This window comes from Streptomyces sp. rh34, assembly GCF_002551245.1.
Classification (GTDB): Bacteria; Actinomycetota; Actinomycetes; order Streptomycetales; family Streptomycetaceae; genus Streptomyces.
In genome coordinates, this window is sequence record NZ_NTGZ01000076.1 from 1 (window position 1) to 16,722 (window position 16,722).

At 72.9% G+C, this 16,722-nt stretch carries 18 protein-coding genes; 10 read left to right on the plus strand and 8 right to left on the minus strand.

Features of this window, described 5'->3' with window-relative positions; genetic code table 11:
* Positions 1–166 precede the first annotated feature (166 nt).
* From CR470_RS16370 to CR470_RS16385, 4 genes are all read left to right on the plus strand, one after another.
* Positions 167–562 carry a TOBE domain-containing protein gene (locus tag CR470_RS16370; protein ID WP_018960838.1) on the plus strand — a complete coding sequence of 132 codons (396 nt, stop codon included), beginning with the start codon at positions 167–169 and terminating at the stop codon, positions 560–562.
* Positions 563–600: 38 nt separating this feature from the next.
* Positions 601–1,449 carry a molybdate ABC transporter substrate-binding protein gene (modA, locus tag CR470_RS16375; protein WP_097868331.1) on the plus strand — a complete coding sequence of 283 codons (849 nt, stop codon included), beginning with the start codon at positions 601–603 and terminating at the stop codon, positions 1,447–1,449.
* A 122-nt stretch (positions 1,450–1,571) separates the two neighbouring features.
* Positions 1,572–3,557, plus strand: a complete 1,986-nt coding sequence (locus CR470_RS16380) for an ABC transporter permease (RefSeq protein ID WP_097868332.1) — start codon at positions 1,572–1,574, stop codon at positions 3,555–3,557.
* A 154-nt stretch (positions 3,558–3,711) separates the two neighbouring features.
* Positions 3,712–4,077, plus strand: coding sequence for a PH domain-containing protein (locus CR470_RS16385; protein ID WP_097868333.1), 366 nt, complete (start codon positions 3,712–3,714; stop codon positions 4,075–4,077).
* Between the two features lie 26 nt (positions 4,078–4,103).
* On the opposite strand, the gene CR470_RS16390 is transcribed toward CR470_RS16385, so the two are convergent.
* The 3 genes from CR470_RS16390 to CR470_RS16400 form a co-directional block, all read right to left on the minus strand.
* Positions 4,104–4,874 carry a peptidoglycan recognition protein family protein gene (locus tag CR470_RS16390; protein ID WP_097868334.1) on the minus strand — a complete coding sequence of 257 codons (771 nt, stop codon included), beginning with the start codon at positions 4,872–4,874 and terminating at the stop codon, positions 4,104–4,106.
* A 202-nt stretch (positions 4,875–5,076) separates the two neighbouring features.
* Positions 5,077–6,303, minus strand: a complete 1,227-nt coding sequence (locus tag CR470_RS16395) for a cation:proton antiporter (protein WP_097868335.1) — start codon at positions 6,301–6,303, stop codon at positions 5,077–5,079.
* Positions 6,304–6,340: 37 nt separating this feature from the next.
* Positions 6,341–7,894, minus strand: coding sequence for an alpha/beta hydrolase (locus CR470_RS16400; protein ID WP_179892270.1), 1,554 nt, complete (start codon positions 7,892–7,894; stop codon positions 6,341–6,343).
* Between the two features lie 174 nt (positions 7,895–8,068).
* On the opposite strand from CR470_RS16400, the gene CR470_RS16405 reads away from it, so the two are divergent.
* Positions 8,069–9,154 carry an acyltransferase family protein gene (locus CR470_RS16405; protein ID WP_097868337.1) on the plus strand — a complete coding sequence of 362 codons (1,086 nt, stop codon included), beginning with the start codon at positions 8,069–8,071 and terminating at the stop codon, positions 9,152–9,154.
* Between the two features lie 67 nt (positions 9,155–9,221).
* Here the strand turns inward: CR470_RS16405 and CR470_RS16410 are convergent, their stop codons facing one another.
* From CR470_RS16410 to CR470_RS16430, 5 genes are all read right to left on the minus strand, one after another.
* A complete protein-coding gene (locus tag CR470_RS16410) occupies positions 9,222–9,434 on the minus strand; it encodes a hypothetical protein (protein ID WP_097868338.1) in 213 nt (70 codons plus the stop codon).
* A gap of 51 nt (positions 9,435–9,485) precedes the next feature.
* Complete coding sequence (locus CR470_RS16415; protein ID WP_056702005.1) at positions 9,486–9,848, minus strand: SCO5918 family protein; 363 nt, start codon at positions 9,846–9,848, stop codon at positions 9,486–9,488.
* 151 nt (positions 9,849–9,999) lie between these two features.
* On the minus strand, positions 10,000–11,577 hold the full coding sequence (locus CR470_RS16420) for a DEAD/DEAH box helicase (protein ID WP_097868339.1): 1,578 nt from the start codon (positions 11,575–11,577) through the stop codon (positions 10,000–10,002).
* A 245-nt stretch (positions 11,578–11,822) separates the two neighbouring features.
* Entirely contained in the window at positions 11,823–12,026 is a 204-nt protein-coding gene (locus tag CR470_RS16425) for a cold-shock protein (protein ID WP_015609674.1), read from the minus strand.
* 339 nt (positions 12,027–12,365) lie between these two features.
* Entirely contained in the window at positions 12,366–12,713 is a 348-nt protein-coding gene (locus tag CR470_RS16430) for a MerR family transcriptional regulator (protein WP_097868340.1), read from the minus strand.
* A gap of 438 nt (positions 12,714–13,151) precedes the next feature.
* On the opposite strand from CR470_RS16430, the gene CR470_RS16435 reads away from it, so the two are divergent.
* From CR470_RS16435 to CR470_RS16455, 5 genes are all read left to right on the plus strand, one after another.
* Complete coding sequence (locus CR470_RS16435; RefSeq protein WP_097868341.1) at positions 13,152–13,682, plus strand: hypothetical protein; 531 nt, start codon at positions 13,152–13,154, stop codon at positions 13,680–13,682.
* A 10-nt stretch (positions 13,683–13,692) separates the two neighbouring features.
* Positions 13,693–14,280: a toxin gene (locus tag CR470_RS16440; RefSeq protein ID WP_097868342.1), complete on the plus strand. Its 588-nt coding sequence runs from the start codon at positions 13,693–13,695 to the stop codon at positions 14,278–14,280.
* A gap of 65 nt (positions 14,281–14,345) precedes the next feature.
* Positions 14,346–15,617: an MAB_1171c family putative transporter gene (locus CR470_RS16445; protein WP_097868343.1), complete on the plus strand. Its 1,272-nt coding sequence runs from the start codon at positions 14,346–14,348 to the stop codon at positions 15,615–15,617.
* On the plus strand, positions 15,614–16,228 hold the full coding sequence (locus tag CR470_RS16450) for a hypothetical protein (RefSeq protein WP_097868344.1): 615 nt from the start codon (positions 15,614–15,616) through the stop codon (positions 16,226–16,228). Before CR470_RS16445 ends, CR470_RS16450 begins: the two co-directional genes overlap by 4 nt.
* Positions 16,229–16,400: 172 nt before the next feature.
* Positions 16,401–16,646 (plus strand): hypothetical protein, encoded by a 246-nt coding sequence (locus CR470_RS16455; protein ID WP_097868345.1) that lies wholly within the window; start codon positions 16,401–16,403, stop codon positions 16,644–16,646.
* Positions 16,647–16,722 lie beyond the last annotated feature (76 nt).

Below are 16,722 nucleotides of genomic sequence, written 5' to 3' on the forward strand. Positions count from 1 at the left end.
CGCGTGCCCGGCGCGGCTCGGGGCCCGGCACCCGGCGCGGCCGGTCCGCGCGGCCCGTACGTCCGGTGCGCGCACCCCGTACGTTCCTCCGAGATCTCCCGCACCTGCGATGGATCATCGTCCAGAGAATGGCAGATGCCAGCCTGATGGGTCTAGCGTGTCGCACATGCAGTCCTACACAATCGGCCAGGCAGCACGACTTCTCGGGGTCAGCCCCGACACCGCACGCCGCTGGGCGGATGCCGGCCGGGTCGCGACCCATCGCGACGAGGCCGGCCGGCGTCTGATCGACGGCCGCGCGCTGGCCGCCTTCTCGATCGAGGTCGGCCAGGGCACGGGCGGCGAGGACGAGGCCGTGTACACCTCGGCCCGCAACGCGTTCCCGGGCATCGTCACCGCGGTGAAACTCGGCGACATCGCGGCCCAGGTCGAGATCCAGGCCGGGCCGCACCGGCTCGTCTCGCTCCTGACCCGGGAGGCGGTGGAGGAGCTGGGTCTTGAGGTCGGCATGCGGGCGACCGCCCGGGTGAAGTCGACCAGCGTGCACATCGACCGCGTCTGAAGACCGGCCGACGACGAGACCCAAGGAGCCCGGCCCTCATGCCCCCGCTGATCAGCCACCGCCGCGTGATCGACCACCGCCGCGTGATCAATCGCCGTCGTGCGGCCGCCACCGCCCTGACCTGCGCCCTCCTGATCCCGCTCGCCGCCTGCGGCGACGGCTCCGGCTCGGCCGAGGACACGGGCGGGGGCAGCGGTTCGGGGGCCGCGACGGGCGCCCCCGCGGCCGACCTGACCGTGCTGGCCGCCTCCTCCCTGACGGACGTCTTCAAGGCGGCGGGGGCCGCTTACGAGAAGGAGAACCCCGGCACCGAGGTGACGTTCTCCTTCGCCGGCTCCCAGGAACTGGCCGCACAGGTCAAGCAGGGCGCCCCCGCCGACGCGCTGGTCACCGCCGACACCAGGACGATGGCCGGTCTCTCCGACGACACCGGGGAGCCGGCCGTCATCGCCAGGAACCGGCTGGTCATCGCCACCGGCAAGGGCAACCCGCAGAAGGTCGGGAGTCTGGAGGACCTCGCCGACCCGAAGCTGAAGGTGGTCCTGGCCGCCCCCGAGGTGCCGGTGGGCCGCTACGGCGAGCAGATCCTCCGAGCGTGGAAGATCGACGTGAAGCCGGTCTCCCAGGAGCCCAACGTCCGTGCGGTCCTGTCCAAGGTCTCGCTCGGCGAGGCGGACGCCGGGCTCGTCTACCGGACCGACGCCGCGACCGCCACCGGCAAGGTCGACGCGGTCGAGATCCCGGACGAGCAGAACGCCATCGCCTCCTACCCGGCCGCCACGCTGAAGACGTCGCAGCACCGCGAGGCCGCCGCCGCGTTCGTCGCCTGGCTCTCCACGCCCGCCGCGCAGAAGATCCTCCGGGGCGCGGGCTTCCAGCAGCCGTGACCGCACCACGCCCCGGCGGGCCCGCGGCGAACGACCCGACAGGCCTGCCGGGCACCGCACCCCGGGCACCGCACTCCGAGCCCGCACTCCGAGCCCGCACTCCGAGCCCGACGAGGTCACCGATGAAACGTCCCGGCCGCCGCGCCCCCGGGGCCGGCGCTCCCCTGCTGCTGACGGTGCCCGCCCTGCTGGCCGTGGTGTTCCTGATGCTGCCGCTCGCCGGGATCCTGGTCCGCACCTCCTGGGGAGAGCTCGGCGCCCATCTCACCGCCGAGGCCACCACCGAGGCGCTGCGGCTCTCACTGCTGGTCTCCCTGTGGGCGCTCGGGCTCTCCCTGCTGCTCGGGGTGCCGCTGGCCTGGCTGCTGGCCCGGGTGCCGTTCCCCGGCAAGGCGTCTCTCCGCTCGCTGGTCCTGCTGCCGATGGTCCTGCCGCCCACGGTCGGCGGCGTCGCCCTCCTGCTGGCGTTCGGGCGGCGCGGGCTCCTCGGCCCCTGGCTGGAGGACACCTTCGGCGTCACCCTCCCCTTCCACACCTCGGGGGCCGTCCTCGCGGCGACGTTCGTCGCCATGCCGTTCCTGGTCATCTCGCTGGAGGGCGCGCTCGGCGGGCTGCGCCCCCGGTACGAGGAGACCGCGGCCTCCCTCGGGGCCTCGCCGGTCCGGGTGTTCCTCACCGTGACGCTGCCGATGGTCGCCCCCGGGCTGATCGCCGGGGCCGCCCTGACCTGGGCGCGGGCGCTCGGCGAGTTCGGCGCGACCATCACCTTCGCCGGGAACCTCCCCGGCACCACACAGACCCTGCCGCTCCAGGTCTATCTGCTGCTCCAGGACTCGCCGGAGGCCGCCACCTCGGTGTCGCTGCTGCTCCTGGCCATCGCGATGACCGTCCTGATCGCGCTGCGGGGCCGCTGGACCGGCACCCCGGGCGACCACCGGGACTCCGGCCGCCGGTCCGTTCCCGACCGCTCCGACGGTACGGACGGGGCGACCGGCACGTACGGGACCGGGGCGTACGAGACCGGCGGGACCGAGGAGGCCTCCCGTACGACGACGACGTCCGCGCCGTCCGAACCCTGGCCGCTGCACGCCGACGTCACCGGCTTCACGCACCTCACCCTGGACGCCCCGGGCTCCACCACCATCGCGGTGGTCGGCCCCAACGGCGCGGGCAAGACGACGCTCCTGCGGGCCCTCCTCGGCCTCACGCCCCGCGCGCACGCCGTCCTGCGCCTCGGCGACAGCGACGTCACCGCACTCCCCCCGCACCGCCGGGGCGTCGCCTGGGTGCCCCAGGACGGGGCGCTCTTCCCGCACCTGAGCGCCCTGGCCAACACGGCGTACGGGCTCCGCGCCCGCGGCGTGCCCCGCGCCGAGGCCCGGCGCGAGGCCCAGCGCTGGCTGGACCGGCTCGGGGTGGGCCACCTCGCCCACCGGAAGCCCGGCCGGCTCTCCGGCGGCCAGGCCCAGCGGGTCGCCCTGGCCCGCGCGCTGGCGGCCCGCCCCCGCCTCCTGCTGCTGGACGAACCGCTCGCCGCCCTCGACCAGACCACCCGGGCCCGGGTGCGGCACACCCTGCGCGGGCACCTCGCGGACTTCGGCGGGGTCTGCCTGATCGTCACCCACGACCCGGTCGAGGCCGTCTCGCTGGCCGACCGGGTCCTGGTGCTGGAGGACGGCCGGGTCATCCAGGACGAGCCGCCCGCCGAGGTCACCCGGCACCCGCGCTCGCCCTGGGTGGCCCGGATGCTGGGCCGCAACGCCTGGCCCGGCACCGCCACCGCGGACGGCCTGGCCCTGGAGGGCGGCGGCCACCTCGTGGTCGCCGAACCCCTCCCGGCGGGCACGGACGCCCTCGCGGTCATCGCGCCCGAAGCCGTCTCCGTACACCGGGAACGGCCCACCGGCAGCCCCCGCAACGTCTGGCCCGGCACGGTCCGTGAGATCACCTCGGGCGGCAGCCGGCTGCGGCTGCTGATCACCTCCGCCGAGGCCCCGGACCTCGTCGCGGAGATCACCCCGGGGGCCGCCGTCGACCTGGGCATCGCCGACGGGAGCACCGTCTGGACCAGTGTGAAGGCCACCGAGGCGACGGTCGTCCCGCTGTAGGGGCGGCGGCCGGTCCGCCACCGGCTCCCGGGGGCGGGGGAACCAAAGGGAACCAAGATCCCGCCCCGCACGTACTTCTGTACGTACGTCCGGCTTCCGCACGCACCTCTCGCACGACACCACGACACCACGAGACCACCAGAGACGGGGACCCATGTCGCTGTTCGGCAACGCCCACACGATCGACCCGGCCACCGCCCAGCAGGACTACGCACGGCTGCTGGGGCAGGGCGAGCAGATCCACGCCGCGTATCTGCTGGTCCGCGACAGCATCCTGTTCACGGACCGGCGGCTGATCCTCGTCGACAAGCAGGGCATCACCGGCAAGAAGGTGGAGTACCGCTCCGTCCCGTACCGCAGCATCACGCAGTTCTCCGTGGAGACGGCCGGGACGTTCGACCTCGACGCCGAACTGAGCATCTGGGTCTCGGGCAACCCGGTGCCGCTCCAGAAGACGTTCACCAAGGGCGTCGACATCTACGAGGTCCAGGCGATACTCGCTCAGTTCGTCTCCCGGTAGCCCCCGCACCCCACGCCCCGCGGGAGTCAGACGTACGGGCGCAGCCGGGCCGCCGCCGAGTGCCCCGGGGCGGCGGCGCGCAGCTTCGCGGCGCGCTCCCGCAGTTCGGGCAGCAGGCCGTAGAGCGCGTCACCCGGGCAGCGGGTCTCGAAGCTGTCGCGGTGGCCGGAGATGACGTGCAGCCGGGCCACCTGGCCCCGGTCGAAGCGGCTCTCGTCGTTCGTCGAGACCAGGTCGACCGCGCCCAGCGGGTCCGCCCCGGGCCGCAGTTTCCAGGCGGCCAGCTTCACCAGTGCGTCCATCATCGGCCCGGGCACCTCGGCCCCCGCGCCGAAGTTCCCGATCGCCGCGATGCCGACCGTGTCGGTGTTGAACCCCTTGGTGTGCGCGCCGAGCACCGAGCGGCCGACCCCGCCGGCGCGGCCCTCGTAGATGGTGCCGCAGCGGTCGACGAGGAAGTTGTAGCCGATGTCGTCCCAGCCGTCCTGCCGGATGTGGTCGCTCTGGACGGCCCGGATCAGGTCGGGGGCGTCCGCGCAGTCGTAGTCGTTGGGGTTGCCGGTGTGGTGGACGAACACCGCCCGCGCCGCTCCGGTGTAGTGCGGCCCCTCCCGGACCAGGTCCTCGTCCGCGTGCCATTCCCGGCGGCTGACGACGGCCGGCTGCGGCAGTCCCCGCGGCGGGCGGGGCCCGGAGGCCAGCTCCGTCCCCGGCGCGTGGAGCGCCGGGCCGTCCCCGAACACCAGGAGGGCCAGGGGCAGGAGCAGAGCGCCCAGAACGAGTCGGCGGGACCACATGCACTCCACCCTGCGGTCTGGCCTCCGGCTCCGCAGAGGAGCGGGCCGTTCGAGTGACACTCCCCTCGCCGGCCGCCCTCATCGGCCCGATCGTCACCCTGCCACCGCCCACCGGGAAGCGACCGGAGCCACCGCCCGCCAGGACGCGACCGCAGCACTCCCGGGCCACCGCCCGCCGGTCCTCACCACGCCTCACCACGCCTCACCACGCCTCACCGGTCTCCGCCTCCCGGCCCGGGACGGTTCTGCCCCCGCCACCCTCCTCCCCGCGCAGCAGCCGGAACGCCAGCAGGGGGAACACCAGCACCGACAGCATCGCGGCGGCGACCAGGGCGGCGGCCTCGCCCGCCCCGATCACCTTCTCGTCCAGGCCGATCGCGGTGATCGCGACCACCAGGGGCAGACAGGTGGACGAGAACAGCCCGAGCGCGGTCCGTGAGCCGCGCCCGGTCAGGTCACGCGGGGCCAGCAGATACGCCGGAACCCCGCGCACCAGCAGGAACAGCAGCAGGAAGACCGGCAGGAGCAGCAGCGGACGCCCGCCGTCCAGGAGCGCCGCGAGGTCGAAGTCGATGCCCGTGACGATGTAGAAGAACGGTACGAGGAAGCCGAAGCCGATCGCCTCGATCCGCTCCAGGACCTGCCCGCTGCTCTCGGGCACCGCCCCCTGGAGGACGAGCCGGGTCAGCATCCCCGCGGCGAACGCGCCGAGCAGGGTGTCCAGGCCGAACACGTGGGCGAGGCCCAGCATCCCGGCGAGCAGCAGCATCACGAAGCGGACCGCGAACTGGCCGCTGGAGTGCAGGGTCACGGCGATGAGCCGGGCGAACCACGGCGGCCGGGGCCGCACCGCCCACACCACCGCGCCCGCCGTCACGACGGCGAACGCGGCCAGCACCACGCTCGCCGCACCGGGGCTCCGGCCGCTGAACAGCAGGGCCATGGCGATGATCGGGCCGAACTCCCCGACCGACCCGAACGCCATCACCACCGACCCGAACCGCCCCTCCAGCCGCCCGGAGTCCCGCAGGATCGGCAGCACCGCGCCCAGCGCCGTGCTGGTGAGCGCGGTGCCGATGACCAGGCTCTTCGCCAGGTCCGCCCCGCTGATCAGCAGCGCGACGCCGAGGCCCGCGGCGAACGAGAGGACCCACGCCCCGCCGGCCCGGCGCAGGGTGGGGCCGCGGACCTCGGCGAACCGGATCTCGTAACCCGCCAGGAAGATCAGCATCGAGAGTCCGAGGTCGGACAGGGTGTCGATGACCTGGTCGTGGTGGGCCCAGCCGAGCACATCCGGCCCGGCCAGGACGCCCAGCACGATCTCGAAGATGACGACGGGGACCGGCAGCCACCGCCCGGTCGCGTAACCGAGCAGCGGGGCGAGAACCGCCAGGGCCATGATCAGGACGAGGGTCCCGGGGTGCTCCATCGCTCGTGTATAGCAAGGAAAACCACGGAATCAGCCGCTATGACACCCTCTGTGCCCCTCGGGCGCCGGTTCGGTTCGGGCAGTGGGCATCCCCGGCGGGGCGCTTCCCGGTCACCAGGAAGTCGCTGACCACCCGGTCGCCGCAGGCGTTGCCGTTGCCCAGGTACATCCCGTGCCCGCCCCGCTCGACCGTGACCATCCTGGCCCGCTCGCCGAGCGCCGCCCGCATCTTCAGGGCCCCGGCCAACGGGGTGGCCGGGTCGCGCAGGCTCTGGATCATCAGGACGTTCGAGGGGCCCTCGTCGGTCATCCGGGTGGGCCTCGGCTCCTCCTCGTACTTCCAGTAGGCGCACGGGGAGATGTTCACGGGCATCCCGGCCGTCAGCGGATACCGCGCCCGGTCGGCGGCGACCCGGCGGGCGTACCCGGAATCCGGCCCCGGCCAGCGCACGTCGTTGCAGACCACGGCCATCGTCAGCGTCGCGTCCTCGTCCGGCATCGCGCCCGCGAGCTCCGGCGGCAGCACCGGACGGGCCTCCGGGTCCTGCGCCGACCGGATCAGCCGGGCCAGCGGGGCGAACGTCCTGTCGCTCATCAAGGCGTTCTGGAGCGCCTGCCGCAGCCGGTTCCCGGTCAGCGGGACGCCGGGGGCCTCCGACTCCTTCGGGTGGCGGTCCAGCTCCCGGGCCAGGGCGAGGAACAGCGGCTCCACGTCCTCGGCGCGCCGGGCCAGTCGGAGCCCCTCGGCCTCGCGGGCGGGGTCCGCCGCCCAGGCCGCGAAGTCGGGGAAGCGGAGGGCGACGGCCGGTCCCACGTTCGCCATCCAGCCGTACGCCACCCGCGTCGGGTCCGGGTCGCCGACGCTGTCCAGGACCAGCCGGTCGACGCGGTGCGGGTGCTCCTGCGCGTACACGGCCCCGGCGTAACTGCCGTACGAGTGCGCCCAGACCGACAGCTTCCGCTCGCCCAGCGCGGCGCGCAGCCGGTCCATGTCGCGGGCCTGGTTCCGCGTGGTGAAGGACCGCACCTCCGGGCCGCCGTCGCGGGCGCACAACGTGGCGGTGCGGCGGGCGCGTTCGGCGTTCTCCGCGATCGACCCGTCCGCCGCGGGCCAGGCGCGCAGCGTCACCAGGTGCCGGTCGGCCTCGGGGATCCCGCAGCCGGCCCGGGTGGAGCCGCCGACGCCGCGCGGGTCCAGGCTGACCAGGTCGTAGGCCCCCTCGGTGGCGGCCCGCAGCGCCTCGCCCTTCTGTGCGAGGCGCTGCACCCCCGAGCCGCCGGGGCCGCCGGCGAGCACCAGCAGGGCCCCGCGCCGCGCCTCGGGCCGGTCGGTGCGCAGCCGGGTGACCGCCACGTCGACGGTGCGCCCGCCGGGAACGCTGTAGTCGAGGGGAACGCGGAGCGTCGCGCACTGCTGCCCGTCGGGGACGGGCGTCCCCGGGACCGGGTCGCAGGCCCCCCAGCTGAGCCGGGGTACGGCGGGGCCCGCCGGGCGGCTGTGCGCCACGGGCGCGCCGACAGCGGTCAGCGTGCCGGCCGCCGCAGCGGCGGAGACGGTGAGAAGTAAGGCCTTTCGGCTCCAAGTCGTCATGGGGACAGCCTTGTTGAGCCGGAGCGCGCTGCCCATACGGGAGCCCGGTGGACCGGGGTGGGGACACCCCCCGGGTCACTCCCGGATCACCCCTCGGGCGCCCCACCGACCCTGACTGAAGTGACGAAGGACACAGCGGGCGGAGGGAACGCCTCCGCGTTCTAGGGTGTCAGGATGTCTTCCCCCCTCACCTCCGAGCAGCCGCGCCCCACCGCCGCTGCCGGCGCCCCGACGACCGGAAAGCCACCGTCCGGCGGCCGCGACCCTTTCTTCGACAACGCGAAGTACCTGGCGATCGTGCTGGTGGCGATCGGGCACGCGTGGGAGCCCCTGCCCCCCGGCCGCCTCGTGGAAGCCGCGTACACCTTCGTCTACACGTTCCACATGCCGGTGTTCATCCTGATAGCGGGCTACTTCTCGCGGAACTTCGAGCTGCGGCCGGACCGGGTGTGGAAGCTGGTCACCAGCCTGTTGGTGCCCTACGTCCTGCTCGAGATCCTGTACACGCTCTTCGAGCGGGCGGCACGCGAACCGGACTACCCCCTCTCGCTGCTGGAGCCCTACTGGCTGCTGTGGTTCCTGCCCGCCCTGTTCCTCTGGCGGCTGTCCACCCCGCTGTGGCAGACCGTGCGCTTCCCGGTGCTGGTCTCCCTCGCCATCGCCGCCCTGGCGACGGTGTCACCGGCCGCCGACGGAAGTCTCCAGATCCAGCGCATCCTGCAGTTCCTGCCGTTCTACGTCCTCGGCCTGCGGCTGCGCCCGGAGCACTTCGCGGCTCTCCGCTCCACCTGGGTGCGGGTCGCCTCGGTGCCGGTGTTCGTGGCCGGGATGCTGGTGGCGTACTGGCTGGTGCCCCGGACCTCGACGTCGTGGTTCTTCCGGAAGAACAGCACCGAGGTGCTGAGCGTCTCCGAGTGGACGGGCCCGACCGCCACGGTCCTGCTGTTCGTGGCCGCGATCGTGCTGGGCGGGTGCTTCCTCGCCTGGGTGCCCCGGGGCCGCAGCTGGATGACCACGCTCGGCACCTGCACGCTGTACGGGTATCTGCTCCACGGCTTCGTCGTCCGGGGCCTGAAGTACGGCGGCTTCTACGACGGCCCGTTCTTCGACACCACGATGGGCACGGTCGCCGTCACCCTGGGCGCGGTCGTCATCATGACCCTCCTGTGCACGCCCCCGGTCCGGTGGCTGCTGCGTCCGCTGCTGGAGCCGCGCATGGAGTGGGCCCGGCAGAAACCACCGGCCGCCCGCGCGTCCTGAGACGCCGAACGGCCGGGAGAGCGGGGGAGGTTCCCAGGGAGGTTCCGGGGGAGGTTCCGGGGGAGGTTCAGTCCACGATGATGTTGTGGCCGAGGACCGCGACGTGCTCCAGCACGTCCTCCAGCGGATCGTCGATCTGGCCCGTCGAGATCAGGGCCACCTGCGGGCCGTTGTGAGCGTCGGTGTGCGTCTCGTCGGCGTACGCGGCGGTGGCGGGCGACATGAACGCCACCACTGTCACGCCCAGCACGGTCAGCTTCCTCATCATGGCGGGGATCATCGCACGCCCCGCGACGCCCGAAGACGGCGTCGCGGGGCCGGTAAGCAGGTCTCAGACCCCGTCGGCCCGGGGTGCGGACACCGCTCCGGGAGCCTCGCTCCGCGCCTCCGCCGGAGTCCCCAGGAGGGCGGAGGCCGTCTCCAGCGGGGTACGGGCGGGGGCCGGCGCGGGCACGGCCGACTCCGCGGTACGGCAGGTGAAGCCCAGCTTGGACAGCGCCCGGACCACCTCGGCGGAGCTGAAGTCCCGGCGGTCCTGTCGGGTGATGACCTCACCCACCTGCTTGACGGGGTAGACCCGGCGGCTGATGACCACCGCGTCGCCCGTGACGGGTTCGGGCTTGATGCCCTTCATCGAGTCCTCCACCTCGTTCTTGAACAGATCGAACGGGAAGCGGGCGATGACACAGCGCATGGTTCCTCAACAGGGGTCGAGTGCACGGAGGACGTGTCGAGTGCACGGAGGGGACGTAACAGAGCCCGGACACGGGGCCCGGTGCACGCGCCGGGAGGGATCGCCGGGCGTGCGGTGAGGCCGGCGGCGAACCGCCGGCCTCACCGATCGATCACGCGGCGCGGTTGTTCCGGCGCTGCGTGGCGGCCGCGCGGGCCTCGGGCGTCGGCACGCCGGGACGACGGCCCCGGGCCGGAGCCCCGCCGCCGCGCTTGGTGCCGCGGCCCATGAACGCGCCGCCGCGGCTGCTGCCGCGCTCCTTGGCCGGGGCGGAGATGACGACCGGGACGCCGGAGGGGGTCTGCGCACCGGTGATCCGGCTCAGCTCGGCCTCGCCGGAGCGGACCTGGGCGACCTGCGGGGTGATCCCGGCGTCCGCCATCAACCGGGTCATCTCGCGGCGCTGGTTCGGCAGTACCAGCGTGACGACGCTGCCGGACTCACCGGCGCGGGCGGTACGGCCGCCGCGGTGCAGGTAGTCCTTGTGGTCGCTCGGCGGGTCCACGTTGACGACCAGGTCGAGGTTGTCGACGTGGATGCCGCGCGCCGCGACGTTGGTGGCGACCAGCACCGTGACGTGCCCGGTCTTGAAGCGCTCCAGGGTGCGGGTGCGCTGCGGCTGGGACTTGCCTCCGTGCAGCGCCGCCGCCCGGACCCCGCTGTGCAGCAGGTGGTCGGTGAGCTTGTCCACCGCGTGCTTGGTGTCCAGGAACATGATCACGCGGCCGTCGCGGGCCGCGATCTCCGTCGTGGTGGCGTACTTGTCCGCGCCCTGGACGTACAGGACGTGGTGCTCCATCGTCGTGACGGCGCCGGCGGACGGGTCGACGGAGTGCACGACCGGGTCCTTCAGGTAGGTCCGCACCAGCAGGTCGACGTTGCGGTCCAGGGTGGCCGAGAAGAGCATCCGCTGCCCGTCCGGGGTCACCTGGTCCAGCAGCTCGGTGACCTGCGGCATGAAGCCCATGTCGGCCATCTGGTCGGCCTCGTCGAGGACGGTGATGGTGACGCGGTCCAGCCGGCAGTCGCCGCGCTCGATCAGGTCCTTGAGACGGCCCGGCGTCGCGACGACGACCTCGGAGCCGCCACGCAGCGCGCTGGCCTGGCGGCCGATGGACATGCCGCCGACCACGGTGGCGATGCGCAGCTTCAGCGACCGGGCGTACGGGGTGAGCGCGTCGGTGACCTGCTGGGCCAGCTCCCGGGTGGGGACGAGGACCAGGGCGAGCGGGCGCTTGGCGTCGGCGCGGCGGCCGGCGGTGCGGGCCAGCAGCGCGAGGCCGAAGGCGAGCGTCTTGCCCGAGCCGGTGCGGCCCCGGCCCAGGACGTCCCGGCCGGCCAGCGAGTTCGGCAGGGTGGCCGCCTGGATCGGGAAGGGCACGGTCATGCCCTCGGCGACCAGCGCCGCCTTCAGCGGTGCGGGCATCTCCAGCTCGCCGAAGGTCTCGGCGGCGGGGAGGGCGGGGGTGACGGTCACCGGCAGGGCGAACTCGCCCTTGACGCCGGAGGCGGAGCGGCGGCCGTATCCACCGGACCGGCCGGAGCCGCCGGAGCCGCCGGAGCGCTTGGGGCCGCCGCCGAAGCCCGCGGCGCGGCGCTCGCCGCCGCCACCGGAGTAGCGGGGGGCACCGCCGCCGGAGCGGGTGCGGGAAAAACGGTCGTTCGAGCGGGGCGTGCGTTCGCGGTTCATCTAGAACCTTTCCTCGATGGGGCACGTATCGAGGGATTCTTTTTCGGGAAGCGACCGTGAACGGCACCCAGAATCGCAAGAACGAGCCGATGAAATGACAAAAGAAAACGAAGCCCGGCCGCCGGGAAACAGTGCACCGGACGCGGCTTCGTCGGGGGGCGCGCAGAGCGGGCCCCGGAAACGACAACGAGCCGGGGCCCGCACCCCAAGGTGCGGGCCCCAGCTGCGCAGTACTACCTGAGTGATCAGGCGGGGGTGATGTTCTCGGCCTGCGGGCCCTTCTGGCCCTGCGTGACGTCGAAGTTCACCTTCTGGCCCTCCTGCAGCTCACGGAAGCCGGAGGCGGCGATGTTGGAGTAGTGGGCGAAGACGTCAGCGCCGCCGCCGTCCTGCTCGATGAAGCCGAAGCCCTTTTCCGCGTTGAACCACTTCACGGTGCCAGTAGCCATGTCATATCTCCTTAGGGGCAGAGCCCGCGGGCCCACACTGTGCGGACCCCACGTCGCCGCGATGATTACCCCGTCCGGAAGAACACCGGAAATACAAAAGTGTGCCCGCCGACATCCGACCGGCAAGAACACTTGAAGTTTTTGGGAACCACAACTGCAACTGAGATCAACACTAGCACGATGGGACCGGAAGAGGCAGGTGCCTAATATCACCGGCCGTGTCGGAACAGACCGGGAAGAGAAAAGCCTCATCGCGCATTGCGCGAAATTCTGTGCTGACGAATGCAGATATTTTTCCGGGGCCGCGCGGAGCCCGCGCACCCCACGGCCCGGCGGCCGTCAACGCCCGGCGGGACCGCCGGTGCGGGCGGACCGGTCGCGCAGCTCCTCGTTGAGGCGCAGCGCCTCCTCCAGCTGGTCCTCCAGGATGACGATGCGGCAGGCGGCCTCGATGGGCGTGCCGGCGTCGACCAGGTCGCGGGCGCGGGCGGCGATGCGCAACTGGTAGCGGGAGTAACGGCGGTGTCCGCCCTCGGACCGCAGCGGGGTGATCAGCCGGGCCTCGCCGATGGCCCGGAGGAACCCCGGCGTCGCACCGATCATCTCCGCGGCTCGCCCCATCGTGTAGGCGGGGTAATCGTCGTCGTCGAGCCGGTCGATGGCGTGCGAGGGGGTCTCCGGGGGCATCTGCACCTCTTCCGTCACGCGCGACCGGAGGAGCCGGGCGCCGTACGCCTGCGGGGTGCGCCTCCGCTGCGTACCACTGGTTCACGTGACTGCACAAGAAACCCTAAACGCCCGGGCAGGCCATGTCTATCGCGGCCGCAACAGATTTGGGCCGCCGGGAAGGGCGCGGCGGACCCGCCGCCGCAGATCACTGACCGACCGGTCAGTTGTCGTCGGGAGGACCGCGGGGCCATAATGCACGCGTAGCCCTTCACGCATCCCCCGTCGTGAAGGGCTACACCCCTGTCCGGAGGCCGCTCCGGACGTCGCGGGGCCCAGGATCATTCACGGGCAAGGGACTCCCCTCGTGGTCCCCTGCCCGTGTTTTTTCGAGTTAACAGTGACGTAGAGTGTTTACGCAAGCTCAGTTCCGACTCCGAGGTGATCGTGGAGGCCCGGATGGCCATGGACGACGGCGGCGAACGCGGTCCCGAAACCGTCGAACCCCCCGGTCCGGACGAGCTTCCCCGCTTCGACTCGCTGCGGGAAAAGGTCGAGTACATGGTCGAGAAGACCTTCCCCGGACAGAGGATCTCGGGCCGGGTCTTCGCCGAGCTGGTCCGCGACCGCGGCGGCTCGCTGTCGCACAGCTACTTCTCCAACATCCTGGCCGGCAAGGTCACCCAGCCGTCCGAGGACATCCTCAAAGCCCTCGGCCTGGGGTTCGGCGTCGACTGGCGCTTCTTCAAGGAGGAGTCCGAGGTCGTCGACGACGTCGTCGCCGGACTCCAGTTCCTGGCCAAGCGGCGCACCGGGGAGATCAGCGGCCTGGCCGGCCGGGGCCTGGACGACGACGGGCTCCCACCGGAGCTGCTGCGGTTCGCCCTGTCCCTGCTGGAGGACGCGGCCCGGGAGAAGGAGGGCCCGGAGGGGGAAAGCGGCGGCACCGATTCCGCCGTGAACCAGCACCCGGCGGGCCCGGCAGCGTAGCGTCTTGGTCATGTCCCTGCGGAAACTGCGGAAAGAGTGCGAGGCCGGGCTCGCCGACCTGCCCATCCCGGTTCCCTTCACGCTGGACAAGCTCGTCGCGAACATGGAGGAGGCGAGCGGGCGCACGATCCGGCTGCACGAGATGCCGGACCGCCTCGCCCGCGTCAACGCCGCCTGCGGGCTGCGCCTGAAGTCGGGCGGCACCAGCCTCGTCCTCTACCGCCGCAGGCCGACCGCGTACCAGACCCAGCACGTGATCCTGCACGAGCTGTGCCACGAGTGGTTCGACCACGGGACGACGCTCGACGCGGAACAACTCCGCGCGCTCCTCCCGGCCTTCGACACCTCGCTGATCGCCCGGATGATCTCCCCGGCCGCCGCCGCGTCCTTCGCCTCCGGCGGCGGCACCGTCCAGGCCCGTGCGCAGTACGCGACCCACGACGAACGCATGGCCGAATTCGGTGCCTCCCTGATCCCCCGGATGGCGCGGGACCTCACCACCGATGACATGGTGGGGCGGCTGGACAACTCCCTGTCCCGCCCGGTGGCCCACCGACGGCGCGGTCTCTTCCCCGGAAGACGGTCCGGCGACGCCTGACACGTGCCACCGGCCCACCCGCGGGCCCCCGCCCCGCGCTCCCGACCCCGAGGACGAACACCGCCGTGACCCCCCTCGATCTCGCCGGCTACCTGATAGCCGGCCTGATGACGGCCGTTGCCCTGTGGCGTATGCCCGCTGCCCTGTGGGGCGACGAGGAGGACCGCAGACGGCGCGCCCTGTGGGGCTGCTACGCCGGATTCGCCGTCGCGCTGTGGACGAAGACCGAGGCGGTGCGCATCGGCCTCAACAACAGCGCCGTCACCGATCTCGCCGTCCTCATCAAGCACTACACCGCCACGGTGGCAATTCTGGCCATCCTCAGCTACATCGTGGCCATCTACGGCAGCTACCCCGAAGCGGGCTCCGTCCCCCGCCACGTGCGGTTCGCCCGGCTCGTGCAGAAGCTGGCGGCCAAGGCCTCCGTCGCCACGCTGATCCTGCTGACCGTCCTGTTCTTCACCGTCGTCGACCGCTCCGAGCCCTCGGACCGCTTCGTCTCCGACCACGCCGGGGAGGGGGGCGCCACGCTCTACATGAGCGTCTTCTACCTCTACCTCGGGGCCGCGTCCGCCGTCTGCGCCTTCCAGTGGGCGCTGGCCACCCTCGACACCCGGCGGCGGCATCTGCGCATCGGGCTCGGGATGATGACGTTCGCGATGATCATCGGCGTCGGCTACACCGTCAGCCGCACCCTGTTCCTCTGGATCAGTGTGGTGGACGAGCCGAGCGAGGCGTTCGCCCTGCGGTTCGACCAGGTCACCGAGGCCGCGCAGTTGGTGCTGTTCGCCTTCTTCGCCCTCGGCGCGTCCGTCCCCGCCTTCGCGGCCGGCGCCCGCCGGGCCCGGCTGTGGCGGGCCCAGGTCCGGCTGCACGCCCTCTGGTACGAGCTGATGGCCGCGTTCCCGGACCAGCCGTTCGACCCGCCCGCCTCCCTGGCCCGCGAGCTGACCCGGTTCAACGTCCCGGCCGACCTGCGGGTGGACCGCTGGGCCGCCGACATCGCGGACGCGGCCGAGAAGCTGCGCCACTACGTGCCCGACGCGCTGCTCGCCGCCGCCGGACGGGCCGCCGCCCGCGACACGGACGACCCGCGCCGGGCCGAGTCCCTCACGGACGCCTACTGGATCCGCGCCGCCCTGCTCGCGAAGGAATCCGGCGCGCCCGCCGGGGGAGCCGCGACGGTCGCCGCCCAGCACGCGGCGGACCAGGACGGCGAGGTGGCCCGGCTGGTCCGGGTCGCCGCCGCGTACCGGACGGTCGGCGAGGAGCGCGCCCGCTCGGTCCTCGCGGCCGCGACGGCCGAAACCACCCGCACGACGGAGACGAGCGCATGACCGCCACCACGACCGGCGAGGGGATCCCCACCGCCTCCGTCCGCACGGCGTCCGCGGCGCGCACCGTCACCGACGTCCTCCAGCCGCGCAACGTCCTGCTGGCGGGCATGCTCGGCATCGGCCTGGCGGCGGCGGGCGACTGGACGGGGCTGCTATGGGGCTTCCTCGGGGCGCTCTGCGCCGGGCTGATACCGGCGGGCTACATCGAGTGGGAGCGCGGGCGCGGCACCTGGGGCGACCGCCATGTGGTGGACCGCACCAAGCGGGCCCCGATCTTCTTCGTGATCCTGGGCTCGATCGGCGCCGGATCGCTGGTGATGGTACTGGGCGACGCGCCCCGCGGCATTCTCGTCGCGATGCTCGCGCTGTGGGTGATGACGATCGGCCTGCTGGCCGTCAACACGGTGTGGAAGATCTCGGTCGACTCGGCGGTGGCCTCGGCGTCCGTCTCCCTCCTCGCCGTCACGCACTCCCCCTGGTGGCTCGCCGCGTACGCGCTGACCTGCGCGGTCTGCTGGTCCCGGGTCGCCCTCGGCTACCACACCGTCGCCCAGACCGTGGCGGGCGCGGGCCTGGGCGCGGCGACGACGGTGGCGTACGCGTTCGTCTGAGGGCGACCGGCCGGCGTCACCGGGTCGGAGCGCGGCGTACGGCCCGTGCGCGGTCCGCCCACCGGGCCGTGCGCCGCGGGCCGTCCCGTTTGCGGGGGCGGCGGACACCCGGTTACGTGTACGGGGAGGGCGCCCCGAGCACGGGGCCGCCCGCAGGCTGGAGGTACCTCCGATGGCGAAGAACCGGTCCGCGCCCGCCAAGGGCCTGCGCGGCAGCAAGGCCGGGCTCGTGCTGAGCCTGGGCAGCAGCGCGCTCGCGGTCATCAGGGCGTCCAAGCAGGTCCGCCGGGCCAAGGGCGCGCACGACAAGCTGAACACCGCGGACGCGGTGGCGGGGCTGCTGCCGCTGATCACCTCGGCCGCCCTCGTACTGCGGCAGCTGCGCGGCCGGCGGCAGGAGAAACCGGAAGCGGCCTGAGCACCGGCCCCACCCCGGCTCCGCCCGAAAGGCCGACAAGGCCGACAAGGCCGACAGGCCGACAGGCCGAAACCCG

Bases quoted from the DNA above. Each gene is read 5' to 3' on its own strand.
- CR470_RS16370 (WP_018960838.1), top strand. From the start codon at position 167: ATGCAGTCCTACACAATCGGCCAGGCAGCACGACTTCTCGGGGTCAGC.
- modA (WP_097868331.1), top strand. From the start codon at position 601: ATGCCCCCGCTGATCAGCCACCGCCGCGTGATCGACCACCGCCGCGTG.
- CR470_RS16380 (WP_097868332.1), top strand. From the start codon at position 1,572: ATGAAACGTCCCGGCCGCCGCGCCCCCGGGGCCGGCGCTCCCCTGCTG.
- CR470_RS16385 (WP_097868333.1), top strand. From the start codon at position 3,712: ATGTCGCTGTTCGGCAACGCCCACACGATCGACCCGGCCACCGCCCAG.
- CR470_RS16390 (WP_097868334.1), bottom strand. From the start codon at position 4,874: ATGTGGTCCCGCCGACTCGTTCTGGGCGCTCTGCTCCTGCCCCTGGCC.
- CR470_RS16395 (WP_097868335.1), bottom strand. From the start codon at position 6,303: ATGGAGCACCCCGGGACCCTCGTCCTGATCATGGCCCTGGCGGTTCTC.
- CR470_RS16400 (WP_179892270.1), bottom strand. From the start codon at position 7,894: ATGACGACTTGGAGCCGAAAGGCCTTACTTCTCACCGTCTCCGCCGCT.
- CR470_RS16405 (WP_097868337.1), top strand. From the start codon at position 8,069: ATGTCTTCCCCCCTCACCTCCGAGCAGCCGCGCCCCACCGCCGCTGCC.
- CR470_RS16410 (WP_097868338.1), bottom strand. From the start codon at position 9,434: ATGATCCCCGCCATGATGAGGAAGCTGACCGTGCTGGGCGTGACAGTG.
- CR470_RS16415 (WP_056702005.1), bottom strand. From the start codon at position 9,848: ATGCGCTGTGTCATCGCCCGCTTCCCGTTCGATCTGTTCAAGAACGAG.
- CR470_RS16420 (WP_097868339.1), bottom strand. From the start codon at position 11,577: ATGAACCGCGAACGCACGCCCCGCTCGAACGACCGTTTTTCCCGCACC.
- CR470_RS16425 (WP_015609674.1), bottom strand. From the start codon at position 12,026: ATGGCTACTGGCACCGTGAAGTGGTTCAACGCGGAAAAGGGCTTCGGC.
- CR470_RS16430 (WP_097868340.1), bottom strand. From the start codon at position 12,713: ATGCCCCCGGAGACCCCCTCGCACGCCATCGACCGGCTCGACGACGAC.
- CR470_RS16435 (WP_097868341.1), top strand. From the start codon at position 13,152: ATGGCCATGGACGACGGCGGCGAACGCGGTCCCGAAACCGTCGAACCC.
- CR470_RS16440 (WP_097868342.1), top strand. From the start codon at position 13,693: ATGTCCCTGCGGAAACTGCGGAAAGAGTGCGAGGCCGGGCTCGCCGAC.
- CR470_RS16450 (WP_097868344.1), top strand. From the start codon at position 15,614: ATGACCGCCACCACGACCGGCGAGGGGATCCCCACCGCCTCCGTCCGC.
- CR470_RS16455 (WP_097868345.1), top strand. From the start codon at position 16,401: ATGGCGAAGAACCGGTCCGCGCCCGCCAAGGGCCTGCGCGGCAGCAAG.